The following is an 18,087-nucleotide window of genomic DNA, read 5'->3' as shown; positions in this document are numbered from 1 at the left end:
CCCTACGTCTGCCCGGGACCGCCCGGCCGGAACATCAGGCGCAGCCCCAGGCACCCATCCCCTGGATCCGGGCCAGGCGCTTGGCCACCGCGATCTGCTCGGCGCGGGAGGCGAGGTCGGCGCGCGGGGCGTACTTGAGTCCGCCGGCCGCGACCCAGCTGGACGGCTTGAACTGGAGACCGCCGTAGTAGCCGTTGCCGGTGTTCGCCTTCCAGTTGCCGCCCGACTCGCAGGCGGCGATGGCGTCCCAGTCAGTGCGCAGCGACCCCGACGGAGAGGCGGCGGCTTCGGTGGCCGCGCCCAGGGCGGTCGCGGCGAGCAGGGCCGCGACCGCGGTCCGCACCCCGCGGCGGTGCGTGCCGCGCGCGTCATTCCGATGAGCATCTCGTCTACAGATCATACAGGGACTGTTACCTCACGTGACGGCCCGGCGACGCTCCGTCCGCCGCCGGATTGCGCCGGACGGAGCAGGCGAACCACCCTCCGTCCGGCGTCCGCCTCACTTGGCCGTCGTCACGCGGGCGGGGCCGTCCACCGCCGCCTCCGTGGCCAGGTAGTCCGGCACGGCCTCGGGGTCGACGAGCCGGTTGAGCCGGCTGGGGACGTCGAAGCCGATCAGCACGATGACCACGAGGGTCAGCGAGAAGGTGAGCACCGCCAGCGACTGGCCGAGCGACATGCTCGACGCCAGCCGCGCCCCGAGCACCGGTGCGACGGCGCCGCCCAGCGCGCCGACGTTGTAGGTGAAGCCCAGCGACGCGGCCCGGGTCTCGGTCGGGAAGTGCCCGGCGATGTACTTGGGCAGCAGCCCGGAGATGCCCTGCATGCAGGCGAGCATGAGGAAGAGCAGGACGCCCAGGCCGAACTGGCTGTCGCGGATGGCGAAGACGGGGAACACGAAGGCGATGCCGACCGCGAGCGTGCAGGCGTACGCCCTGCGGGTGCCGAAGCGGTCCCCGACGAAGCCCGTGACGATGCAGCCGGCCATCGTGCCGAACCCGGCGTAGTAGAGCGCGTCGCTGACCTGCGCGGGGGTGAAGCCGAGTTCGGTCTTGAGGTAGGTCGGCAGCAGCGCCTGGACCGGCCAGCTGTAGAGGAAGGCGCAGAACACGGTGACGCAGAGCGCGACGAACAGCAGCCAGCGCCGGCGTCCGCCCAGTTGCACGGCGAAGGCGATGAGACAGGCCGCGGCCACCACGGAGAGGACGGGTACGGCTCCCGCGCCGAGCGGGGTGAACACCGCGAACAGCGCTCCGGTGGCGACGACCACCAGCACCGTGTTGACGGTCGCCCGGCGCCGGCCGGCGAACAGCGGCCGGAAGGGGTTCGGCCGCTCGCCGGCGGCACCGACGCGTGCCTCCCAGTCGTCGGCCTCGGGCAGCGCGCGGCGCACCCAGAGCGCGACGACCACGGGGAACAGGCCGATGTAGAACAGCCAGCGCCAGCCGTGCCCCGGCACCACGTGCTCGTAGACCTCGGCCGCCAGGACGCCACCCAGGGAGAACCCGGAGATCAGGAAGCCGGAGGCGCGGTTGCGCAGCCGGGCGGGCCAGCTCTCCAGCACGTAGGTGGCGCTCGCGCTGTACTCGCCGGCCATGCCCATGCCGATCAGCAGGCGGGCGGTGAACAGGCTGGTGTAGTCCCAGGCGAAGCCGCAGGCGAAGGTGCCGACGGAGTACAGCAGGATGCTGACGACCATGGCGCTCTTGCGGCCGAAGCGGTCGCCCAGCGCGCCCAGCACGGCGCCGCCGAGCCAGCGGGTGATGAAGGCACCGGACACCAGGCTCGCGGACTCGACGGTGGACAGACCGAAGTCGTCGGCGATCTCGGTCAGCACGAGGGTGATGAGCACGAAGTCGAAGCCGTCGAGCAGGTAGCCGATCCAGGCGGCGAAGAAGGACTTCCACTTCTCCCGGGTGATCTCGCGGTACCAGGGCGGGGAGGTCGGGGTGGTGCGCGCAGATGACATGACGGATCCAATGCGGGTGGGAAGACGCGCGTGGGGACAGGGGGGAACGGTTCGGACCGGGGCCGGCCGGCGGCCCCGGTCCGGGGGTCACAGGAGGCCGGCGCCGGTGAGCCGGGCGCGGACCCGGGCGACGGCCGCCTCGTCGAGCGGGACCTGCGGTGCGGCGGTGGCCGCGCAGTCGATGAGACCGAGCAGCCGGGCGGCCGCCTTGAACGCCCCGAGCGCGCTGGAGCTGGCGCCCATCAGGCCGGGGTCGCCCGCGTCGGTGAGGGCGAACAGCGCCGCGAGCCGGTCCTGCTCCGCCCGCGCGGTGGCCCAGTCCCCGGCCCGGGCGGCCTCGTAGAGGCGTACGTAGCCGTGCGCGTCGACGTTGCCGAGCCCCGGCACGACGCCGTCGGCGCCGGCGAGGAGCGCGCCGTCCACGGTGAGTTCGGAGCCGGTGAGCACCGAGAAGTCCGGGGCGAGCGGACGCAGTTCCACCAGGAGGCGGCGCAGGGAGCCGTCGTCTCCGCTGGAGTCCTTCAGGCCGGCCAGGGTGCCGTCGCCGGCCAGCTCCAGGACGAGGTCGCGGGGCAGCTTGGTGTGCACGGCGACCGGGATGTCGTAGGCGAACAGCGGCAGGCCGGCGGCCTCGCGGATCCGCCGGAAGTGTCCGGCGATCTCCACCGGATGGGTGCGGGTGTAGAAGGGCGCGGTGGCCACCAGCGCGTCGGCGCCGGCCCGGACCGCGTCGGCCGCCCGGTCGAGGACCCGGGCCGTGGTGGTGTCGATGACCCCGGCCAGTACGGGGACGCGGCCGGCCGCGGCGTCCACGGCGGCCTCGAGCGCGGTCAGCCGCTGGGCGTCGGTGAGGTAGGCGGTCTCGCCGCTGGAGCCCAGCAGGAACAGACCGTGCACCCCGGCGCCGATCAGGTGCTCGGCGAGCCGGTGCACCGACCCGGTGTCCACGTCGCCCGCGGGGGTGAGCGGGGTGATGACCGGGGGGATGACGCCGTGCAGCGGCGTGGGGATGGGCATGCGGTGACTCCTGGTCGTGCGGTGGTTCAGGGGCGGGAGGGCAGGCGGCGGCAGCGCACCCGGAATCCCGTATTCCGAGGACGTAGGACGTCCTACGTCCTGTTAGAGTGACACATGACGGAGCAGGAGATGTCAAGGGTCGAGAGGGGACGCCACATGGGCTCGGTCGCCGCCGACGCCGAGGAGCGGATCAAGGGGCTGATCGTCGAGGAGGGCCTCGGCCCCGGTGACCCGCTGCCCACCGAGACGGAGCTGATGGAGCGCTTCGGCGTCAGCCGCAACTCGTTGCGCGAGGCGCTCAAGTCCCTCCAGGCCATGCACATCGTCGAGATCCGGCGCGGCTTCGGCACCTACGTCGGCACCATGTCCCTGGAGCCGATGACCGAGGCCATGGCGTTCCGCACCGTGGTCGGGCACCGCCGCGGCCAGGGCAGCCTGCTCGAACTGCTGCAACTGCGCGAGGCGCTGGAGGCCGGGCTCATGCACCGCCTCGCGGGCCGGCTGCCCGAGGCCGATCTGGCGGAGCTGGACGCGCTGGTGGCGACGATGCACACCGAGGTGCGCGAGGGGGGCGAGATCGCGGCCCGCACCGACCGGGCCTTCCACCGCGTTCTGCACCGTTCCCTGGACAACGAGCTGCTCAGCGAGCTGCTGGACGCCTTCTGGAACGCCTTCCACCGGGTGCGCACCCAGGCGCGGGGCCTCGGCGCGGCGGCCGACGGCGAGGAGCTGGCCCGGATGCACGCGAGGATCGTCGACGCGGTGCGCGCGGGTGACGCGCTGGCCGCGGAGCGCGCCGTGCACCGGCACTTCGACGACATCCGCAGCCGTCTGTCCCGCGAGTGACCGGGGCCCCTCGTTCGTGTGAAGAAGGGCGCGGACGTCGCCCGGTCGGGTGACGGCCGGCCGGGAGCGTCCCGGCGCGCGCTTACGGTTTCGCGATGACCTCGATCTCTACCGACCCCCGCCCGCTGCGCACCGCCGACCTCGGCACGCTCGTCATCATGTGCTGGAGCCGTGAGACCCCCGAAGGCGACGTCCCCTTCCTCCTCGCCTGCTCCCTGGGCGACGGCGAGGGCGGCCCGGAGGCGACCCCGGCCGCCGTGGAGGGGCTGCTGAGCCGTTCCGGGATCGCCGTGGGCGACGGCGTCCTCGACGCCACCGGCCTGCCCGACCTGCCGGTCAACCTGCTGGTGGTGCCGGGGGCGGCGGCCCTCACCATGCCGGGCGTCAACGCCCAGTTCGTGCCGACCGCGCAGTGGCGCGAGGCGGTGGACGAGCGCGGGTACGCCTGCCTCATCTTCGCCACCCGCCCGTGGCCCGGCGGCGAGCCCGGCGAGGCCGAGGCGGTCGCCGCCTTCGCGAACCACGAGGACACGCTGCGGACCTCGGCGCAGCTCGTCCTGCCCGTGCGCAGCCTGCGCACCTGACGCGGGCCGCCGCCCGGAACCCGGCCCGGCGCCGGGCGGCTCAGGTCCACAACTCGCCGCTGTCGCAGACCCGGGCGCCCATGTTCCGCTCCATCATGACGAGGGCGGCGTCCGCGAGATCGGCGTGGATGTGCGCGACCGCGTCCCTCGGGACGATGACCTGGAGATGGCGGATGTGGGCGTCGAGCGCCGAGTACAGCACGCACTGCTCGGTCACCTGCCCGCACAGCACGAGCCGGTCGATGCCCTGCTGGTGGAGCAGATAGGTCAGCGGCGTCTCGTAGAAGATCGAGTGCCGCGCCTTGACCACGAAGAGGGAGGACTCGTCGGGCCGCAGCGGCTCGACGAGTCCGGCGTGCGGCCCCGACAGTGCCTTGTCCAGGATCTCGCCGTGGTGCGAGCGCCACTCCCCGAAGTTGTCGTTGACGTAGATCACGGGGACGCCGTGCCGCCGCGCCCGTTCCAGCAGCCCGGTGAGCTTCGGCAGTACGGACTCCGCGGCCGGGATCAGCCGCTCGGCGTCCTGGTGGTCGTAGGTGTTGATCATGTCGATGACGATCAGCGCGGTCTTGCCCATGCCGCCCAGGTTGCCATCCCGCGTCCCTCGAACCCCTCTCCCCCGGCGCGTCCCGTGCGCCCCAAGAGCCACCCCTGCGGCGCCCGTTCATGACACGCCGTCGGATGGCTCATCCCGACCATGGGGGAATATTCCAGGCATATCTTTCCGAATATGAAGAAATGCCATGTCGTGTACCTGGTGTGCACCGCAGCGATGATCGGTACGGGGCTCGGAGCGGCCCCCGCGTCCTCCGTTCCCATGACCCACGTGGTCCACCCCGGCGAGTCGATCCAGAAGGCGGTGGACGCCGCCGAGTCGGGCGACACGGTCCTCGTCACCCCCGGCACCTACCGCGAGAGCGTCAAGGTGAGCACACCCGGGCTCACCCTGCGCGGCATGGGCCGCGAGACGGTCGTCAGGCCCGCCGCGGAGAAGGCCGCCGCCAACACCTGCGCCGAGGGCGGCAACGGCATCTGCGTGACGGGCACGAAGGACAAGAACGTCAAGGGCGTCACCATCGCCGACCTGACGGTCACCGGCTTCACCCGCACCGGCCTGTTCGCCGTGTCCACCGACGACCTGACGGTACGGAACGTGACGGCCGTGAAGAACGGCGTCTGGGGCATCGCCCAGGAGCGGTCGGTGCACGGCGTCATCCGCGGCAACACCGCCCTCGACAACGGCGACGCGGGCATCTTCCTCGCCAACACCGTCGAGTCCGAGGAGGGCGCCGCCGACACCGAGGGCACCGTCGTCGCGCACAACCGCGTCGAGGGCAACCGCATCGGCGTCACCGTGCGGCGGCTGCGCAACCTCGCCGTCGCCGACAACCACATCACCGGCAACTGCGCGGGCGTGTTCGTCGTCGGCGACGAGAACAAGCCCAAGGCCGGCGACCTGGTCGTGCGCGACAACCACGTCGTGCGCAACAACAAGTCGTGCCCGAAGACCGAGCGGCTCGACGCCCTCCAGGGCTCGGGCATCGTCCTGACCGGCACCGAGAAGGTCCTGGTCGCCGACAACACCGTCCGGGAGAACGCGGGCAAGTCCCCGCTGTCGGGCGGCATCGTCCTGTTCAAGAGCTTCGTGGGCGTCACCAGCGAGCGCAACGAGGTCAAGGGCAACGCGCTGAGCGACAACTCCCCCGCCGACCTGGTGAACACCGAGACCGCGGCGACCGGGAAGAACAACACCTTCGAGAGCAACACCTGCGGCGCCTCCAAGCCCGCGGGCCTGTGCTGACCGGCCGGCCGCGACCACACGTGGACCCGAGAAGGAAGGAAGGCGGCGCATGACGACCGCACAGACCGCCCCGCCCCCGCCCATGCGGCTGCGCGAGCTCGTGTTCGGGGCGGCGTGTGCCGCCGCCCTCCGCACGGCCGCCCGGCTCGGCGTCGCCGACGCCCTCGGCGAGGCCCCCATGACCGTGGACGACCTCGCCACCGCGGTGAAGGCCGAGCCCAAGCCGCTGCGCCGGCTGCTGCGCGCGCTGACCTGCTACGGCGTCTTCGCCGAGCACAAGGACGGCACGTTCGCGCACACCGACATGTCCCGCCTGCTGCGCGAGGACGACCCGCACAGCCTGCGCTACATCACCCTGTGGTGCACGGAGCCGTGGACCTGGGACGCCTGGCCCCTGCTCGACGAGGCCGTGCGCAGCGGCCGCAACGTCGTCGAGGGCCTGTACGGCAAGGAGTTCTTCACCTACCTCAACGAGGACGCGCCCCAATCGGCCGAGGTCTTCAACCGTGCCATGACGACCTCCAGCCGCCAGTCGGCCCAGGACGTCGCGGCCCTCCTCGACCTGTCGGGCAGTTCCTCGGTCGCCGACATCGGCGGCGGCCAGGGGCACGTGGTGGCGAGCCTCCTGGAGAAGTACCCGGCCATGCGGGGCACCCTGCTCGACCTGCCGCGGGTGGTGGAGAACGCCGACCCCCGGCTGCGCGAGGGCGGCGCGCTCGCGGACCGGGTGCGGATCGTGCCCGGGGACTGCCGCGAGGACATCCCGGTACGGGCCGACGTGTACGTCATCAAGAACATCCTGGAATGGGACGACGACAGCACCGCCCGCGCCCTGCGCAACGTCATGCGAGCGGGCGGGGCCGGAGCGAGGGTCGTGGTCATCGAGAACCTCGTTGACGACACTCCGTCGATGCGGTTCAGCACCGCCATGGACCTGCTGCTGCTCCTGAACGTCGGCGGGGCGAAGCACACCACCGACAGCATGGTGGGCCGGCTGACGGAGGCGGGGCTCGTCATCGACGACATCCGCCCGGTCAACCCCTACCTGCACGCCTTCGACTGCACCGTCCCCGAGTGACCTGACACCCGAGGGACACGCGACGGCCGCCGGACCGCACATCGCGGTCCGGCGGCCGTCGCGTGTCCGCGGCGTCCCTGCGTCAGGCGTCCGGGGCGCGCCGGTCGGTGACGGGGGTCATCCGGGCGCCTTCGAGCGCGCGGAGAAGCTCGTCGCCGGGACGGGCCGGCCCCGCGTCGGCGCCGGCCGGGCCGTCCAGGAGGGTGGTCAGCTCGGTGACCCGCGCGGGGTCCGGAAGCCCGAGGGTGACCGCGGGGTCGCCGGCCCGGAGGTCGCCCCGCACGTCGATCAGACGCACCACGATCTCGTCCCGCTGGAAGATGGTGCTGCTCAGGACGGGGCTGTCCGGGTCGTCCGCCGCGGCCTCGTCGCGCTCGGCGAGGAGCTGTGCCAGCCGCATCCCCTGCCCGGACCGTGCGGGGTAGGACAGGGCGTGGCGCTGCGCCGCCGGGTCCCGCTCCCCCGCGGTGACGTGGTGCACGGCCGGCAGCGCCGCCCGCGTGTAGAACACCCGCGCGGACTCCGGGTCGCCGAGGTCGCGGTCCTGCTCCAGGTACGGGTTGAGGGCCTCCTCGGCGGCCCGCACCTCGGGCTGTTCGGCCACGTGCCGCAGGGCGGCCAGCAGGTCGCCGCGCACCTCGATGGCCCGCACCACCCGGTTGCCGTGCAGGAACAGGGAGGTGCGGCACAGGCGCGTGGTGTCGTCGACGCGCGGTTCGGGCGACGCGTAGTCGGCGAGGATCCGGGCGACCGCCTCCTCGCTGCCGGGCTTCACCGTGAAGGTGAGCGCGTGCCGGATGACTCCGTCGCCGATCCGGGGCGCGGGCTGCAGCCCGCCGCGGCCGGGTTCGGCACCGTCCCGCCGGCCGCCGGTCTCGCGGACCACGTGGAAGCGGAGCGAGCGGGTGTGCCGCACGCACTCGTGCAGCGGCCGGACCATCCGCACGTGCTCTTCGCTGCTCACCCAGTTCAGGAACGGCGGGGCGCTCTCCCACTCGCTGGTGATGAGCCACTGGGAGGGGTTCTCGATGGACTGGCACAGCTGCTCGCTGAGGTGCCCGGGGACGGACTCGACGTGGCTGCGCAGGTTCTCGTACGTCTCCAGGAACTGCTGCTGGGCTCCGTCGTAGACCTCCACCAGCAGGACCACCCGGAGGCGGGAGCCGTCGAACACGGACTGGGAGACCTGGTGCGACACCTGACGTGCCGACGGGTCGGAGGCAGGGGTGGTGGTCGTGGTGGTCATCCTGCGCACATCTCCTTCGCGGAGGCGGAACGGAACGTCGCCCGCGGTGCTGCGGCGCCGGCGTTCCTCGATCCTCTGCCGGGCCCCGGCGGCGCGCGACCCGTGTGCACTGCGCGGGTGACGACCGCGCGGGCTCAGGTGAGGTGGGCGAAGACGACCAGGTTGTCCGTGTAGTCCTTGGCCTTGCGGTCGTAGTCGCCCGCGCAGGTGATGAGCCGTACTTCGGGCCGGCTGGTGTCCCCGTAGACGCGCTTGCTGGGGAACTCGTCCTTGGCGAAGGTCTCCACCCCGTCGACGGTGAAGGTCGCCCGGCGTCCGTCGGCGCGCCGCACGTGGAAGACGTCCCCCTCGTCCAGCTCGCCCAGGCGGGCGAAGACGGCGGCGGCGGTCTTGGTGTCCACGTGCCCGGCGATGATCGAGGTGCCCCGCTCGCCGGGGCTGACGCCCTTGGCGTACCAGCCGACGAGGTTGGTGTCGGCGGCCGGCGGCGGCTGGAGCTGTCCGTTGGCGCCGATGGCGAGGTCGGTGAAGGGCGCGTCGACGGAGATCTCCGGGATCAGCAGCCGCACCGGCTTCGAGCGCGGCAGGACCGGTCCCGCCGGGGCGGCGGACCCGGTGGCGGGCGGCGCCGAGGTGCCGGGCTGGGCGGGCAGCGGGGGGCGCGAGGAGTCGGCCGACGTGTCGTTGCCGCCGACCAGGCTGACGGCGAGGACCAGCAGGGCGACGGCGCACAGCACCATCAGGCCGTTGCGGGACCCCGGGGCGGCCGGCGTCTGGTCGTCGTCGGCGGGGGCGGGCGGGGGGACTGTCATCGAGGACCACCTCGGTAGGGCACGGCGGCGGAGCGGGACACGGAGGGGGACAGCGAGCCGGGCCGCCACGGAGTTCCTGGTGGCGGCCCGGCTGCTATCGCGCCCGGCACGGCTCAGGCCAGCCCGTTGGCCGACTTCTTGCGTCGGACGGCGTACAGGCCGGTGCCGGCGACCGCCAGGACGGCGAGCCCGCCCGCGGTGGTGGTCGGCGTGTCGAGGCCGCCGCCACCGGTGTGCATGCCGCCGCGCGGCTTCTCGTGCTCGCCGCCGCCCCAGCTCTTCTCGCCCTCGTCCTGCTGGTACGTCTCGCCGCCGCCCTGCTTGGACTCGCGGCCGCCGCCGTCCCAGTCGCCCTCGCTCACGGCGGTCAGCGCGCCGCCGCCAGTGTGCATTCCGCCGCGCGGCTCGTCGTGCTTGCTTCCGTTGTCGTGCTCCTTGCTGTAGGAAGAGTCGTCGTGGTCCCAGCCGCCGCCGGAGGCGAAGGCGGCCGGAGCGCCGAGGACGATCACGGCGGAGGCCGCGGCGGTCGTCAGGAGCATGCGAGCAGAACGCATCTGAGATTCCTTCCGTCACGGCCGGGCAGCTGGTGCTTCGTCAGCTGGGTGACCCGGCCCCGACGTGAATCACCGTCAGCCAGGCGTGGGTCCCGCACCACTGGGAGCGCTCAGGCGGGTGAACGCGCAGGTGTGCCCGGCGGCCCTCCGGGCGTCCCAAGAGCGCCTGGAAGAAGGCGAGTTGCCGGTGGCGGGGGTGGCGTTGACGCGACGTCACCCGCGAGGACTACTCCCCCGAGGACTCAGGAGGGGCGGGCGGGGGTGTCGTCAGCCCGCGTCGGCGAGCATCACCGCGGCCCTCATGCGCTTGCCGACCGGCTCGCGGTGCACCTCGAAGCTGTGGCACACGGCCATGACGATCTCCAGCCCGTGCCGCCCGACGCGCGCAGGGTCCGTGGCCTCGGCCACGGGCAGCACCGGCTCGCTGTCCCACACGGTGACCTCCACGAAACCGTCGGTCAGCTCCAGGTCGACCAGCGAGGGGCCGGGCGCGTACTTGCAGGCGTTCGTCAGCAGCTCGCTGACCACCAGCTGCAGCAGGTCGGACGCGCGGTCGGACACGGTACGGCCCTGCTCGCGCACTCCGGCGAGAAACTTCCTGGCCAGCTCGCGTCCCCGGGCGATGTCACCCGGAATGCCCTCGTACTCCGCCGATACCTTGACCGCCTCGTTCAGCCTGTCCTCGTGCCGGGCAGCCCCGTCCATCCGATCCGCCCTCTTTCTGAGCCTTGACCGCTACGCCAGCCCGTCTACCCACGAATCCGCGAAACATCACCCACCGCTACGACCACAGGTGGGCGGTGCCCCGGCTCGTACGATGGCGGTCGTGGATCTCAGCGCCGTACGCACCTTCGTCGCCGTCGCGGAGGCGGGGCAGTTCCAGGTCGCCGCCGCCCTGCTGGGCGTGACCCAGCAGGCCGTGTCCAAGCGGGTCGCCGCGCTGGAGAGGGAACTCGCCGTGACCTTGTTCACCCGGACCGCGCGCGGCGGCCGGCTCACCATCGACGGTCAGGCGTTCCTGCCGCACGCCCGTGCGCTGCTGGAGGCCGAGGAGCGGGCCGTGGCCTCGGTGCGGCCGGGGCGGCGGCCGCTGCGGGTGGACGTGATCGGCAGGCGGGCGGCGACGGCCGGTCTGCTGCGCGACTTCCACCGCGCCCGTCCCGACGTCGACCTGGACGTGGTCGCCCTGCCCGACGTGCACGCGGCCCTCGCGGCCCTCGGCTCCGGCGCCATCGACGCGTCGTTCCGCTGTGTCACCATGCCGAACCTGCGGCTGCCCGACGGCATCGGGGCGACGCCGGTGTTCGACGAGCCGCTCCAGCTGTGCACGGGGCCCGCCCACCCGTTCGCGCGGGCGCGTGCGGTGCGGCCGGAGCAGCTGGCCGGGCAGCGGGTCTGGATGCCCGGCAACGTGCCCGGCGCGGAGTGGTCGGCCTACTACGACGCCTTCGCCGCCGCGTTCGGCTTCACGGTGGACGCGATCGGCCCGAACTTCGGTGTCGAGGCGCTGCTGGACACCATCGCCGAGTCCTCGACGGTGTCGACCTTCCTCAGTGAGCACACGCCCCTGGTCTGGCCGTCCGGCCACGACCTGCGGCGCGTCCCGGTGCTCGATCCGGTGCCGGTCTATCCGCACTCCCTGCTGCGGCACGCGGACAACGCCCATCCGGGGCTGGCGGCGCTGGACGCCCACCTCGCCGCGCGGCCACCGGAGCGGGGCGGGGCGGAGGTCTGGGCGCCGGACTGGGCGCTGCGCCGCGGGGCGCCGGGCCGCGAGGGCGCCCCGGGCCGGCCGTAGCCCGGCCGGCCCGACGGGCGCGGTGGTCTCAGCCGCCCAGAGCGCCGAGCACGACGAGTTTGGCCTCGTCCTGCACCTGCCGGAGGTGGTCGGCGCCGAGGAAGGACTCCCCGTAGATCTTGTAGACGTCCTCGGTGCCGGAGGGGCGGGCCGCGAACCACGCGTTCTCGGTGGTGACCTTGATGCCTCCGATCGGCGCGCCGTTGCCCGGTGCCTCGGTGAGGACGGCGGTCACCGGCTCCCCGGCGAGGGTGTCGGCGGTGACCTCGGCCGGGGACAGCCTGGCCAGCCGGGCCTTCTCCTCGCGGGTGGCGGGGGCGTCGATGCGGGCGTAGGCGGGCTCGCCGAAGCGGCCGGTGAGCGCGGCGTAGTGCTCGGAGGGGCTGCGGCCGGTGACGGCGGTGATCTCGGAGGCGAGCAGGGCCAGGATGATGCCGTCCTTGTCGGTGGTCCACACGGAGCCGTCCCGGCGCAGGAAGGACGCCCCCGCGGACTCCTCGCCGCCGAAGCCGAGCGAGCCGTCGAGGAGCCCGTCGACGAACCACTTGAAGCCCACCGGGACCTCGACGAGCCGCCGGCCGAGGTCGCCGGCGACCCGGTCGATCATGCCGGAGGAGACCAGCGTCTTGCCCACTCCCGCGCCGGCGGGCCAGTCGGTGCGGTGGGCGTAGAGGTAGGCGATGGCGGTCGCGAGGTAGTGGTTGGGGTTCATCAGGCCGCCGTCGGGCGTGACGATGCCGTGCCGGTCGGCGTCGGCGTCGTTGCCGGTGGAGATGGCGAAGCGGTCGCGCCGCTCGATGAGGGAGGCCATCGCGTGGGGCGACGAGCAGTCCATCCGGATCTTGCCGTCCCAGTCCAGCGTCATGAACCGCCAGGTCGGGTCGGTCAGCGGATTGACCACGGTCAGGTCGAGGCGGTGGTGTTCGGCGATGCGTCCCCAGTACGCGACGGAGGCGCCGCCCAGCGGGTCGGCGCCGATGCGTACGCCGGCCGAGCGGATCGCGTCCAGGTCGAGGACGGACGGCAGGTCCGAGACGTAGCGGTCGAGGAAGTCGTAGCGCCCCGTTCCCGGGGCGGCGAGCGCACGCGCGTAGGGGATGCGCCGGACGTCCTTCAGGCCGGCCGCGATGATCTCGTTGGCCCGGTCCTGGATCCAGGAGGTGGCGTCCGAACCGGCCGGTCCGCCGTTCGGGGGGTTGTACTTGAAGCCGCCGTCGGCGGGCGGGTTGTGCGAGGGGGTGACGACCACGCCGTCCGCGAGGCCCGAGTCGCGGCCCCGGTTGTGGGTGAGGATGGCGTGCGACACCGCGGGGGTGGGCGTGTAGCCGTCGCCGGTGTCGATGAGGACGGTGACGTCGTTGGCGGCGAACACCTCCAGCGCGGTGACCCTGGCGGGCTCGGACAGGGCGTGGGTGTCGGCGCCCAGGAAGAGCGGGCCGTCGGTGCCCTGTGCGGAGCGGTACTCGCAGATGGCCTGGCTGGTGGCGGCGATGTGGTCCTCGTTGAACGCCGTCGCGAGGGACGACCCCCGGTGCCCGGACGTGCCGAAGGCCACGCGCTGGGCGGGCTCCGACGGGTCCGGGTGCAGGGCGTAGTACGCCGTCACCAGCCGGGCTGTGTCGATCAGGTCCTCGGGGCCGGCCGGCTTCCCGGCTCGGTCGTGCTGCATGCGCCCACTCCTCCGCGTCGGTCGGGACTTCGCTCGCGGTCCCATCTTCCCCTGTCCGGGGAGCGGCGCTGCGCCTTCCGGCCGGGGCCGGCCGGTAACGGCGTCAGATCCGGCCCCCGGTCATGCGGGTGAGGGGCCCCTGCGCGCGGTGGCCCGACCGCCGGCCCACCGCGTACGACGCCGCGCTGAGGGCGGTGATGCCGGCACCGACGCCCGCGGCGACGAGCTTGCGGTGGGCGATGACCGTCCAGGCGGTCTTCGCCCCGGCGACGACGTGGCCCGAGGTGGTGATGACGGCCTGACGGCCCGCCTCGACACCCTTGGCCGCCGTCTGCACGGCGCCGTTCGCGGCCTGGGCGGAACGCTGGGCGCCGGCCTTGGCGGCCGACGTCGCGTCACCCGCCTTGTCCGCGGCGGCCCGTGTCGCCCGGGAGGCGGGGGCGGTCGCCTTCTTGGCGGCGCTCTCGGCCTTGGCCTCGGCGGTCCGCGTAGTGGTCGGCTTCTTGTTCGTGTCCTTGTTCGGATCGCTCATGGACACCGCATTGCCCCTCACCGCGACCGCAAACACACGTAGTTCACAAGGTGCCGGGGGTCAGCGGGCGGCGGTCGGGGGCAGTTGGGCGGGGCTCACCTGTTCGCCCAGCACCTGCGCCATGAACCGGACGAGCCAGCGCTGCGCGGGGGTGCGCGAGGACTCGTGCCGCGCGTACAGCGCGATCTCGATCGGCTCGGTCTCGAACGGCAGGCGGACCAGGCGCACCCGGTGCGAGGCGGTGAAGACCTCGCCCACGAACTCGGGGACGATGGCGACGAGATCGGTCTTCTCCAGCAGGTAGGGCAGCATCGAGAAACGGGTGGCGTCCACGGCGACGCGCTCCAGCAGTCCGTGGGCGGCCAGTACGGCGCGCGGCGCGACGTGACCGCTCGGCCCGAAGACCGTCGCGTGGTGCTCGGCCGCGAGGTCCGCCAGTGAGGCCGCGTCGCCCCGGATGCGCGGATGGTCCGCGGCGACCATCAGGACGTAGCGCTCCCGGAAGAGCGGCACCCGCACGGTCAGGTGCGAGGTGATGACCGGGGTGGCCACGAACGCGTCGAGGTCGCCGCGGCGCAGCTGGCTCTCGGCGTCCTCCACGTCGAAGGGGCGGACGGTGAACGACACCCCGGGGGCGCGCTCGCGGGCGGCGGCGAGGAGCCTCGGCAGCAGCGTCGCCTCGCCGAGGTCGGACAGTGCGATCGTGAAGCGCCCGGACATCGTCGCGGGGTCGAAGACGTGGCCCTGCCGCACGGTCCCGTCGATCTCCCCCAGGGCGCGCTGCAGCGGTTCGTACAGGCGCCGGGCGCCGGCCGTGGGGGTCAGTCCGCGCCCGTTGCGGCGGAACAGCTCGTCGTCGAAGTGCCGTCGGAGCTTGCCCAGGCTGTAGCTGACGGTGGGCTGCGTGACGTGCAGGGTCTCGGCCGTGGCGGTGACGCTGCCGGTCTCGTAGAGCAGCACGAAGACCCGGGCGAGGTTGAGGTCGAAGGTGCCCATATCGACGGACTCTATATCGGGGCACCGAAACATCTATTGGTGCCCATGTCGCGGGGTGCCTAGCGTGTCGGACGTCACGTCGAAAGGACCGCCCGTGCCCTCCGTGCGCCGTGTCGCCCACGCTTTCCTGGAACGCCAGGGGCTCACCACCGTCTTCGGCAATCCGGGCTCCAACGAGCTGCCGTTCCTCGCCGGACTGCCCGCGGGCTTCCGCTATGTCCTCGGTCTGCACGAGGGCGCGGTCGTGGCCATGGCCGACGGGTTCGCGCAGGCGAGCGGCCGGCCGGTCCTGGTCAACCTGCACGCGGCCTCGGGTTCCGGCAACGCGCTGGGCGCGCTGACCAACGCGGTGTCCGCGCGCACCCCGCTCGTGCTGCTGGCCGGCCAGCAGGTCAGGCCCGCCGTCGGCCCGGAGGCCAACCTGGCCAGCGTCGACGCGCCCGCGCTGATGAAGCCGCTGGTCGGCTGGGCGGCGGAACCGGCGTGCGCCGAGGACGTGCCGCGCGCACTCGCCCAGGCCGTCTTCGAGGCGCGGCTCCAGCGGCGGCCGGCGTATCTCTCCGTGCCGTACGACGACTGGTCGGCCGAGGCCGGTGAGAACGCGGCCGCCGTGCTGGACCGCCGGGTCGAGCGGGCGGGCGTGCCGGACGAGGCGCAGGGCCGGCGGCTCGTGGAGCGGGTCTTCGCCGCCCGGCGCCCCGTCCTCGTGCTGGGCGGCGACATCGACGCCGAGGGGCTGTTCGACGACGCGGTGCGGCTGGCCGAGCGGCTGGAAGCCCCGGTGTGGGCGGCGCCCTCGCTGTTCCGGCTGCCCTTCCCCAACCGGCACCCGCGGTTCCGCGGTGTGCTGCCGGCCGGGATCGCCCCGGCCTGCGCGGCGTTCGAGGGGCACGACCTCGTACTCGTGCTGGGCGCCCCGGTCTTCCGCTACCACGAGCACCTCCCCGGCCGGTACCTGCCCGAGGGCACCCGGCTGGTCCAGGTGACCTCGGACGCGTCGGCCGCCGCGCGGGCTCCGGTGGGCGAGGCGCTGGTCGCCGACCCCGCCGCCGTGATCGCCCTGCTCCTGCGGTCGGCGCCCGCGTCCGCGAGGCCGGCCGGCCCCTACCGGCCGGTGCCGGAACCGCTCACCGCCGAGGGCCCCGGCCTCCACCCCGAGCAGGTCTTCGCCGCGCTGCGCGACGCACTGCCCCGGGACACGGCGTACGTCGTCGAGTCGACGTCGACCAACGCGGCCTGGTGGCGGCAGATGGACCTGCGGCGGCCGGGCTCCTACTACTTCCCGGCGGCCGGCGGGCTCGGCTTCGGCCTGCCGGGCGCGGTGGGGGTCGCGATGGGCCGCCCGGACCGCCCGGTCGCGGCGGTGGTCGGCGACGGCTCGGCCAACTACGGCATCACCGCCCTGTGGACGGCGGCGCGGCACCGGGTCCCGCTGACCGTCGTGCTGCTGCGCAACGGCACGTACGGGGCGCTGCGGTGGTTCGGCGGGTTGCTCGGGGTGCCGGACGCCCCCGGACTGGACATCCCCGGGCTGGACTTCACCCGGGTCGCCGAGGGCTACGGCGTCCCCGCCCGGCACGTCGAGGACGCCGGGGAACTGCGCGCCGCGCTCGCCGAGCACACGGACGGGCCCCGGCTGCTCCAGGTGGACACGGCGCTCACCACGCCCTCCTGACCGCAACGACATCCCGACACCCCACGAAGAGAGGGACGACGATGACACTCCTGGACAGCGACGTCTGGGGCCGGAAGTTCTACAGCGACGGCTGGCGGGACTCGGCCGGGGAGCATCCGGTGACCGAGCCGGCCACCGGTGACCGGCTGGGCTCGGTCGGCCTCGCCACGGCCGGGGACGTGGCGCGCGCCGCCGCCCGGGCCGCCGAGGCGCAGCGCGGCTGGGCGGCGACCGCGCCGCGGGAGCGGGCCGCCGTACTGCGGCGGGCGGGTGAACTCCTCACCGAGCACGCCGCCGAGATCGAGGACTGGCTGGTGCGGGAGGCCGGATCGGTGCGGTCGAAGGCGGCCTTCGAGGTGGGACTCGCGATCGGCGAGTGCTTCGAGTGCGCGGGCCTGCCGAGCCATCCGCAGGGCGAGGTGCTCGCCTCGGACGAGGCCCGCTGGTCGCTCGCCCGCCGCCGCCCGGCCGGGGTGGTGAGTGTGATCGCGCCGTTCAACTTCCCGCTGGTGCTGGCCCTGCGCTCGGTGGCACCGGCGCTCGCCCTGGGCAACGCCGTGCTGCTCAAGCCGGATCCGCGCACCGCGGTCGGCGGCGGGGTGGCCGTCGCCCGGGTCTTCGAGGAGGCGGGGCTGCCGGCCGGTGTGCTGCACCTGCTGCCGGGCGACGGCTCGGTCGGGCAGGCCGTCGTCGAGGCGCCCGAGGTGCGGGTCGTCTCCTTCACCGGGTCGACGCCGGTCGGGCGGGCGATCGGCGAGCGGGCCGGGCGGCTGCTGAAGCGGGCCCACCTGGAGCTGGGCGGGAACAACGCGCTGGTCGTGCTGCCCGGCGCGGACGCGGCGAGGGCGGCGTCCGCGGGGGCGTTCGGTTCCTACCTGCACCAGGGGCAGATCTGCATGACGACCGGCCGGCACATCGTGCACGAGTCGCTGGTGGCGGAGTACACCGCCGCGCTCGCCGCGAAGGCCGACGCCCTGCCGGTCGGCGATCCGGCCCGCGAGGACGTCGCGCTCGGCCCGCTGATCGACCGCGGGCAGGTGGAGCGGGTGCACGGCATCGTCACCGGCAGTGTCGCGGCCGGCGCGAAGATCGCGGCGGGCGGTGAGCCGGCGGGTGCCGGATACCGGGCCACCGTCCTCACCGGGGTGACACCGGACATGCCCGCCTGGCGCGAGGAGATATTCGGTCCCGTCGCGCCGGTCGTCTCCTTCTCCACCCTCGAGGAGGCCGCGCGGATCGTCGACGACTGCGAGTTCGGGCTGTCGGTCGGCATCCTCGGCGACGTCGGTACGGCGATGCGGCTGGCCGACCGGATCGAGTCCGGCAAGGTCCACATCAACGAGCAGACCGTGAGCGACGAACCGGGCGCCCCCTTCGGCGGGGTCAAGTCCTCGGGCACCGGCTCCCGTTTCGGCGGTGCCGCGGCCAACGTCGAGGCGTTCACCGAGACCCAGTGGGTCACGGTCCGCCCGGACATCGCCGGCTACCCGTTCTGACCCCGGGGAGGGTG

The 18,087-nt window shown here is 73.5% G+C and carries 18 protein-coding genes; 7 read left to right on the top strand and 11 right to left on the bottom strand.

Annotated elements, in window-relative coordinates; genetic code table 11:
• Positions 1 to 34 precede the first annotated feature (34 nt).
• From IE108_RS31620 to IE108_RS31610, 3 genes are all read right to left on the bottom strand, one after another.
• Entirely contained in the window at positions 35 to 400 is a 366-nt protein-coding gene (locus IE108_RS31620; RefSeq protein WP_064726143.1) for a transglycosylase family protein, read from the bottom strand.
• 99 nt (positions 401 to 499) lie between these two features.
• Entirely contained in the window at positions 500 to 1,969 is a 1,470-nt protein-coding gene (locus IE108_RS31615) for an MFS transporter (RefSeq protein ID WP_064726144.1), read from the bottom strand.
• A gap of 87 nt (positions 1,970 to 2,056) precedes the next feature.
• Positions 2,057 to 2,986, bottom strand: a complete 930-nt coding sequence (locus IE108_RS31610; protein WP_064726145.1) for a dihydrodipicolinate synthase family protein — start codon at positions 2,984 to 2,986, stop codon at positions 2,057 to 2,059.
• Positions 2,987 to 3,115: 129 nt separating this feature from the next.
• Here IE108_RS31610 and IE108_RS31605 point away from each other — a divergent pair, with 129 nt between their 5' ends.
• Both IE108_RS31605 and IE108_RS31600 read left to right on the top strand, forming a co-directional pair.
• Entirely contained in the window at positions 3,116 to 3,832 is a 717-nt protein-coding gene (locus tag IE108_RS31605; RefSeq protein ID WP_079163798.1) for a FadR/GntR family transcriptional regulator, read from the top strand.
• Positions 3,833 to 3,927: 95 nt separating this feature from the next.
• Positions 3,928 to 4,416 carry a DUF5949 family protein gene (locus IE108_RS31600; protein WP_064726147.1) on the top strand — a complete coding sequence of 163 codons (489 nt, stop codon included), beginning with the start codon at positions 3,928 to 3,930 and terminating at the stop codon, positions 4,414 to 4,416.
• A 40-nt stretch (positions 4,417 to 4,456) separates the two neighbouring features.
• On the opposite strand, the gene IE108_RS31595 is transcribed toward IE108_RS31600, so the two are convergent.
• A complete protein-coding gene (locus IE108_RS31595) occupies positions 4,457 to 4,993 on the bottom strand; it encodes a cysteine hydrolase family protein (protein ID WP_064726148.1) in 537 nt (178 codons plus the stop codon).
• A 153-nt stretch (positions 4,994 to 5,146) separates the two neighbouring features.
• Between IE108_RS31595 and IE108_RS31590 the strand changes: the two genes are divergently transcribed.
• Positions 5,147 to 6,217, top strand: coding sequence for a right-handed parallel beta-helix repeat-containing protein (locus tag IE108_RS31590; RefSeq protein WP_064726149.1), 1,071 nt, complete (start codon positions 5,147 to 5,149; stop codon positions 6,215 to 6,217).
• 49 nt (positions 6,218 to 6,266) lie between these two features.
• On the top strand, positions 6,267 to 7,295 hold the full coding sequence (locus IE108_RS31585) for a methyltransferase (RefSeq protein WP_064726150.1): 1,029 nt from the start codon (positions 6,267 to 6,269) through the stop codon (positions 7,293 to 7,295).
• An 82-nt stretch (positions 7,296 to 7,377) separates the two neighbouring features.
• Here IE108_RS31585 and IE108_RS31580 read toward each other — a convergent pair whose 3' ends face one another.
• The 4 genes from IE108_RS31580 to IE108_RS31565 all read right to left on the bottom strand — a co-directional run bounded on the left by IE108_RS31580 (position 7,378) and on the right by IE108_RS31565 (position 10,612).
• A complete protein-coding gene (locus tag IE108_RS31580; RefSeq protein WP_064726151.1) occupies positions 7,378 to 8,541 on the bottom strand; it encodes a SchA/CurD-like domain-containing protein in 1,164 nt (387 codons plus the stop codon).
• A 134-nt stretch (positions 8,542 to 8,675) separates the two neighbouring features.
• Positions 8,676 to 9,353 carry a class F sortase gene (locus IE108_RS31575; RefSeq protein ID WP_064726152.1) on the bottom strand — a complete coding sequence of 226 codons (678 nt, stop codon included), beginning with the start codon at positions 9,351 to 9,353 and terminating at the stop codon, positions 8,676 to 8,678.
• 113 nt (positions 9,354 to 9,466) lie between these two features.
• Complete coding sequence (locus IE108_RS31570) at positions 9,467 to 9,907, bottom strand: hypothetical protein (protein WP_064726153.1); 441 nt, start codon at positions 9,905 to 9,907, stop codon at positions 9,467 to 9,469.
• A gap of 267 nt (positions 9,908 to 10,174) precedes the next feature.
• Positions 10,175 to 10,612: an ATP-binding protein gene (locus IE108_RS31565; protein ID WP_064726154.1), complete on the bottom strand. Its 438-nt coding sequence runs from the start codon at positions 10,610 to 10,612 to the stop codon at positions 10,175 to 10,177.
• A gap of 121 nt (positions 10,613 to 10,733) precedes the next feature.
• Between IE108_RS31565 and IE108_RS31560 the strand changes: the two genes are divergently transcribed.
• Positions 10,734 to 11,705, top strand: a complete 972-nt coding sequence (locus tag IE108_RS31560; protein ID WP_203237559.1) for a LysR family transcriptional regulator — start codon at positions 10,734 to 10,736, stop codon at positions 11,703 to 11,705.
• Positions 11,706 to 11,733: 28 nt separating this feature from the next.
• On the opposite strand, the gene pgm is transcribed toward IE108_RS31560, so the two are convergent.
• The 3 genes from pgm to IE108_RS31545 all read right to left on the bottom strand — a co-directional run bounded on the left by pgm (position 11,734) and on the right by IE108_RS31545 (position 14,902).
• Positions 11,734 to 13,374 carry a phosphoglucomutase (alpha-D-glucose-1,6-bisphosphate-dependent) gene (gene pgm, locus IE108_RS31555; RefSeq protein ID WP_064726156.1) on the bottom strand — a complete coding sequence of 547 codons (1,641 nt, stop codon included), beginning with the start codon at positions 13,372 to 13,374 and terminating at the stop codon, positions 11,734 to 11,736.
• Positions 13,375 to 13,477: 103 nt separating this feature from the next.
• Complete coding sequence (locus IE108_RS31550) at positions 13,478 to 13,906, bottom strand: hypothetical protein (protein ID WP_181849096.1); 429 nt, start codon at positions 13,904 to 13,906, stop codon at positions 13,478 to 13,480.
• 60 nt (positions 13,907 to 13,966) lie between these two features.
• On the bottom strand, positions 13,967 to 14,902 hold the full coding sequence (locus IE108_RS31545) for a LysR family transcriptional regulator (RefSeq protein WP_064726158.1): 936 nt from the start codon (positions 14,900 to 14,902) through the stop codon (positions 13,967 to 13,969).
• Between the two features lie 94 nt (positions 14,903 to 14,996).
• Here IE108_RS31545 and mdlC point away from each other — a divergent pair, with 94 nt between their 5' ends.
• Positions 14,997 to 16,577 (top strand): benzoylformate decarboxylase, encoded by a 1,581-nt coding sequence (gene mdlC, locus IE108_RS31540; protein ID WP_064726159.1) that lies wholly within the window; start codon positions 14,997 to 14,999, stop codon positions 16,575 to 16,577.
• A gap of 41 nt (positions 16,578 to 16,618) precedes the next feature.
• Positions 16,619 to 18,073: an aldehyde dehydrogenase family protein gene (locus IE108_RS31535; RefSeq protein ID WP_064726160.1), complete on the top strand. Its 1,455-nt coding sequence runs from the start codon at positions 16,619 to 16,621 to the stop codon at positions 18,071 to 18,073.
• The last annotated feature ends 14 nt before the right edge of the window (positions 18,074 to 18,087 follow it).

This window comes from Streptomyces parvulus, from assembly GCF_014648855.1.
Lineage (GTDB): Bacteria > Actinomycetota > Actinomycetes > Streptomycetales > Streptomycetaceae > Streptomyces > Streptomyces parvulus.
Note: the sequence above shows the minus strand (reverse complement) of the source record. Positions and strands in the feature narration are given on the sequence as shown.

Coding starts and splice junctions, on each gene's coding strand:
- IE108_RS31535 (WP_064726160.1), top strand. CDS start 16,619: ATGACACTCCTGGACAGCGACGTCTGGGGCCGGAAGTTCTACAGCGAC.
- IE108_RS31610 (WP_064726145.1), bottom strand. CDS start 2,986: ATGCCCATCCCCACGCCGCTGCACGGCGTCATCCCCCCGGTCATCACC.
- IE108_RS31590 (WP_064726149.1), top strand. CDS start 5,147: ATGAAGAAATGCCATGTCGTGTACCTGGTGTGCACCGCAGCGATGATC.
- IE108_RS31595 (WP_064726148.1), bottom strand. CDS start 4,993: ATGGGCAAGACCGCGCTGATCGTCATCGACATGATCAACACCTACGAC.
- IE108_RS31585 (WP_064726150.1), top strand. CDS start 6,267: ATGACGACCGCACAGACCGCCCCGCCCCCGCCCATGCGGCTGCGCGAG.
- IE108_RS31580 (WP_064726151.1), bottom strand. CDS start 8,541: ATGACCACCACGACCACCACCCCTGCCTCCGACCCGTCGGCACGTCAG.
- IE108_RS31605 (WP_079163798.1), top strand. CDS start 3,116: ATGTCAAGGGTCGAGAGGGGACGCCACATGGGCTCGGTCGCCGCCGAC.
- IE108_RS31570 (WP_064726153.1), bottom strand. CDS start 9,907: ATGCGTTCTGCTCGCATGCTCCTGACGACCGCCGCGGCCTCCGCCGTG.
- IE108_RS31620 (WP_064726143.1), bottom strand. CDS start 400: ATGATCTGTAGACGAGATGCTCATCGGAATGACGCGCGCGGCACGCAC.
- IE108_RS31565 (WP_064726154.1), bottom strand. CDS start 10,612: ATGGACGGGGCTGCCCGGCACGAGGACAGGCTGAACGAGGCGGTCAAG.
- IE108_RS31600 (WP_064726147.1), top strand. CDS start 3,928: ATGACCTCGATCTCTACCGACCCCCGCCCGCTGCGCACCGCCGACCTC.
- IE108_RS31550 (WP_181849096.1), bottom strand. CDS start 13,906: ATGAGCGATCCGAACAAGGACACGAACAAGAAGCCGACCACTACGCGG.
- IE108_RS31615 (WP_064726144.1), bottom strand. CDS start 1,969: ATGTCATCTGCGCGCACCACCCCGACCTCCCCGCCCTGGTACCGCGAG.
- pgm (WP_064726156.1), bottom strand. CDS start 13,374: ATGCAGCACGACCGAGCCGGGAAGCCGGCCGGCCCCGAGGACCTGATC.
- IE108_RS31545 (WP_064726158.1), bottom strand. CDS start 14,902: ATGGGCACCTTCGACCTCAACCTCGCCCGGGTCTTCGTGCTGCTCTAC.
- IE108_RS31575 (WP_064726152.1), bottom strand. CDS start 9,353: ATGACAGTCCCCCCGCCCGCCCCCGCCGACGACGACCAGACGCCGGCC.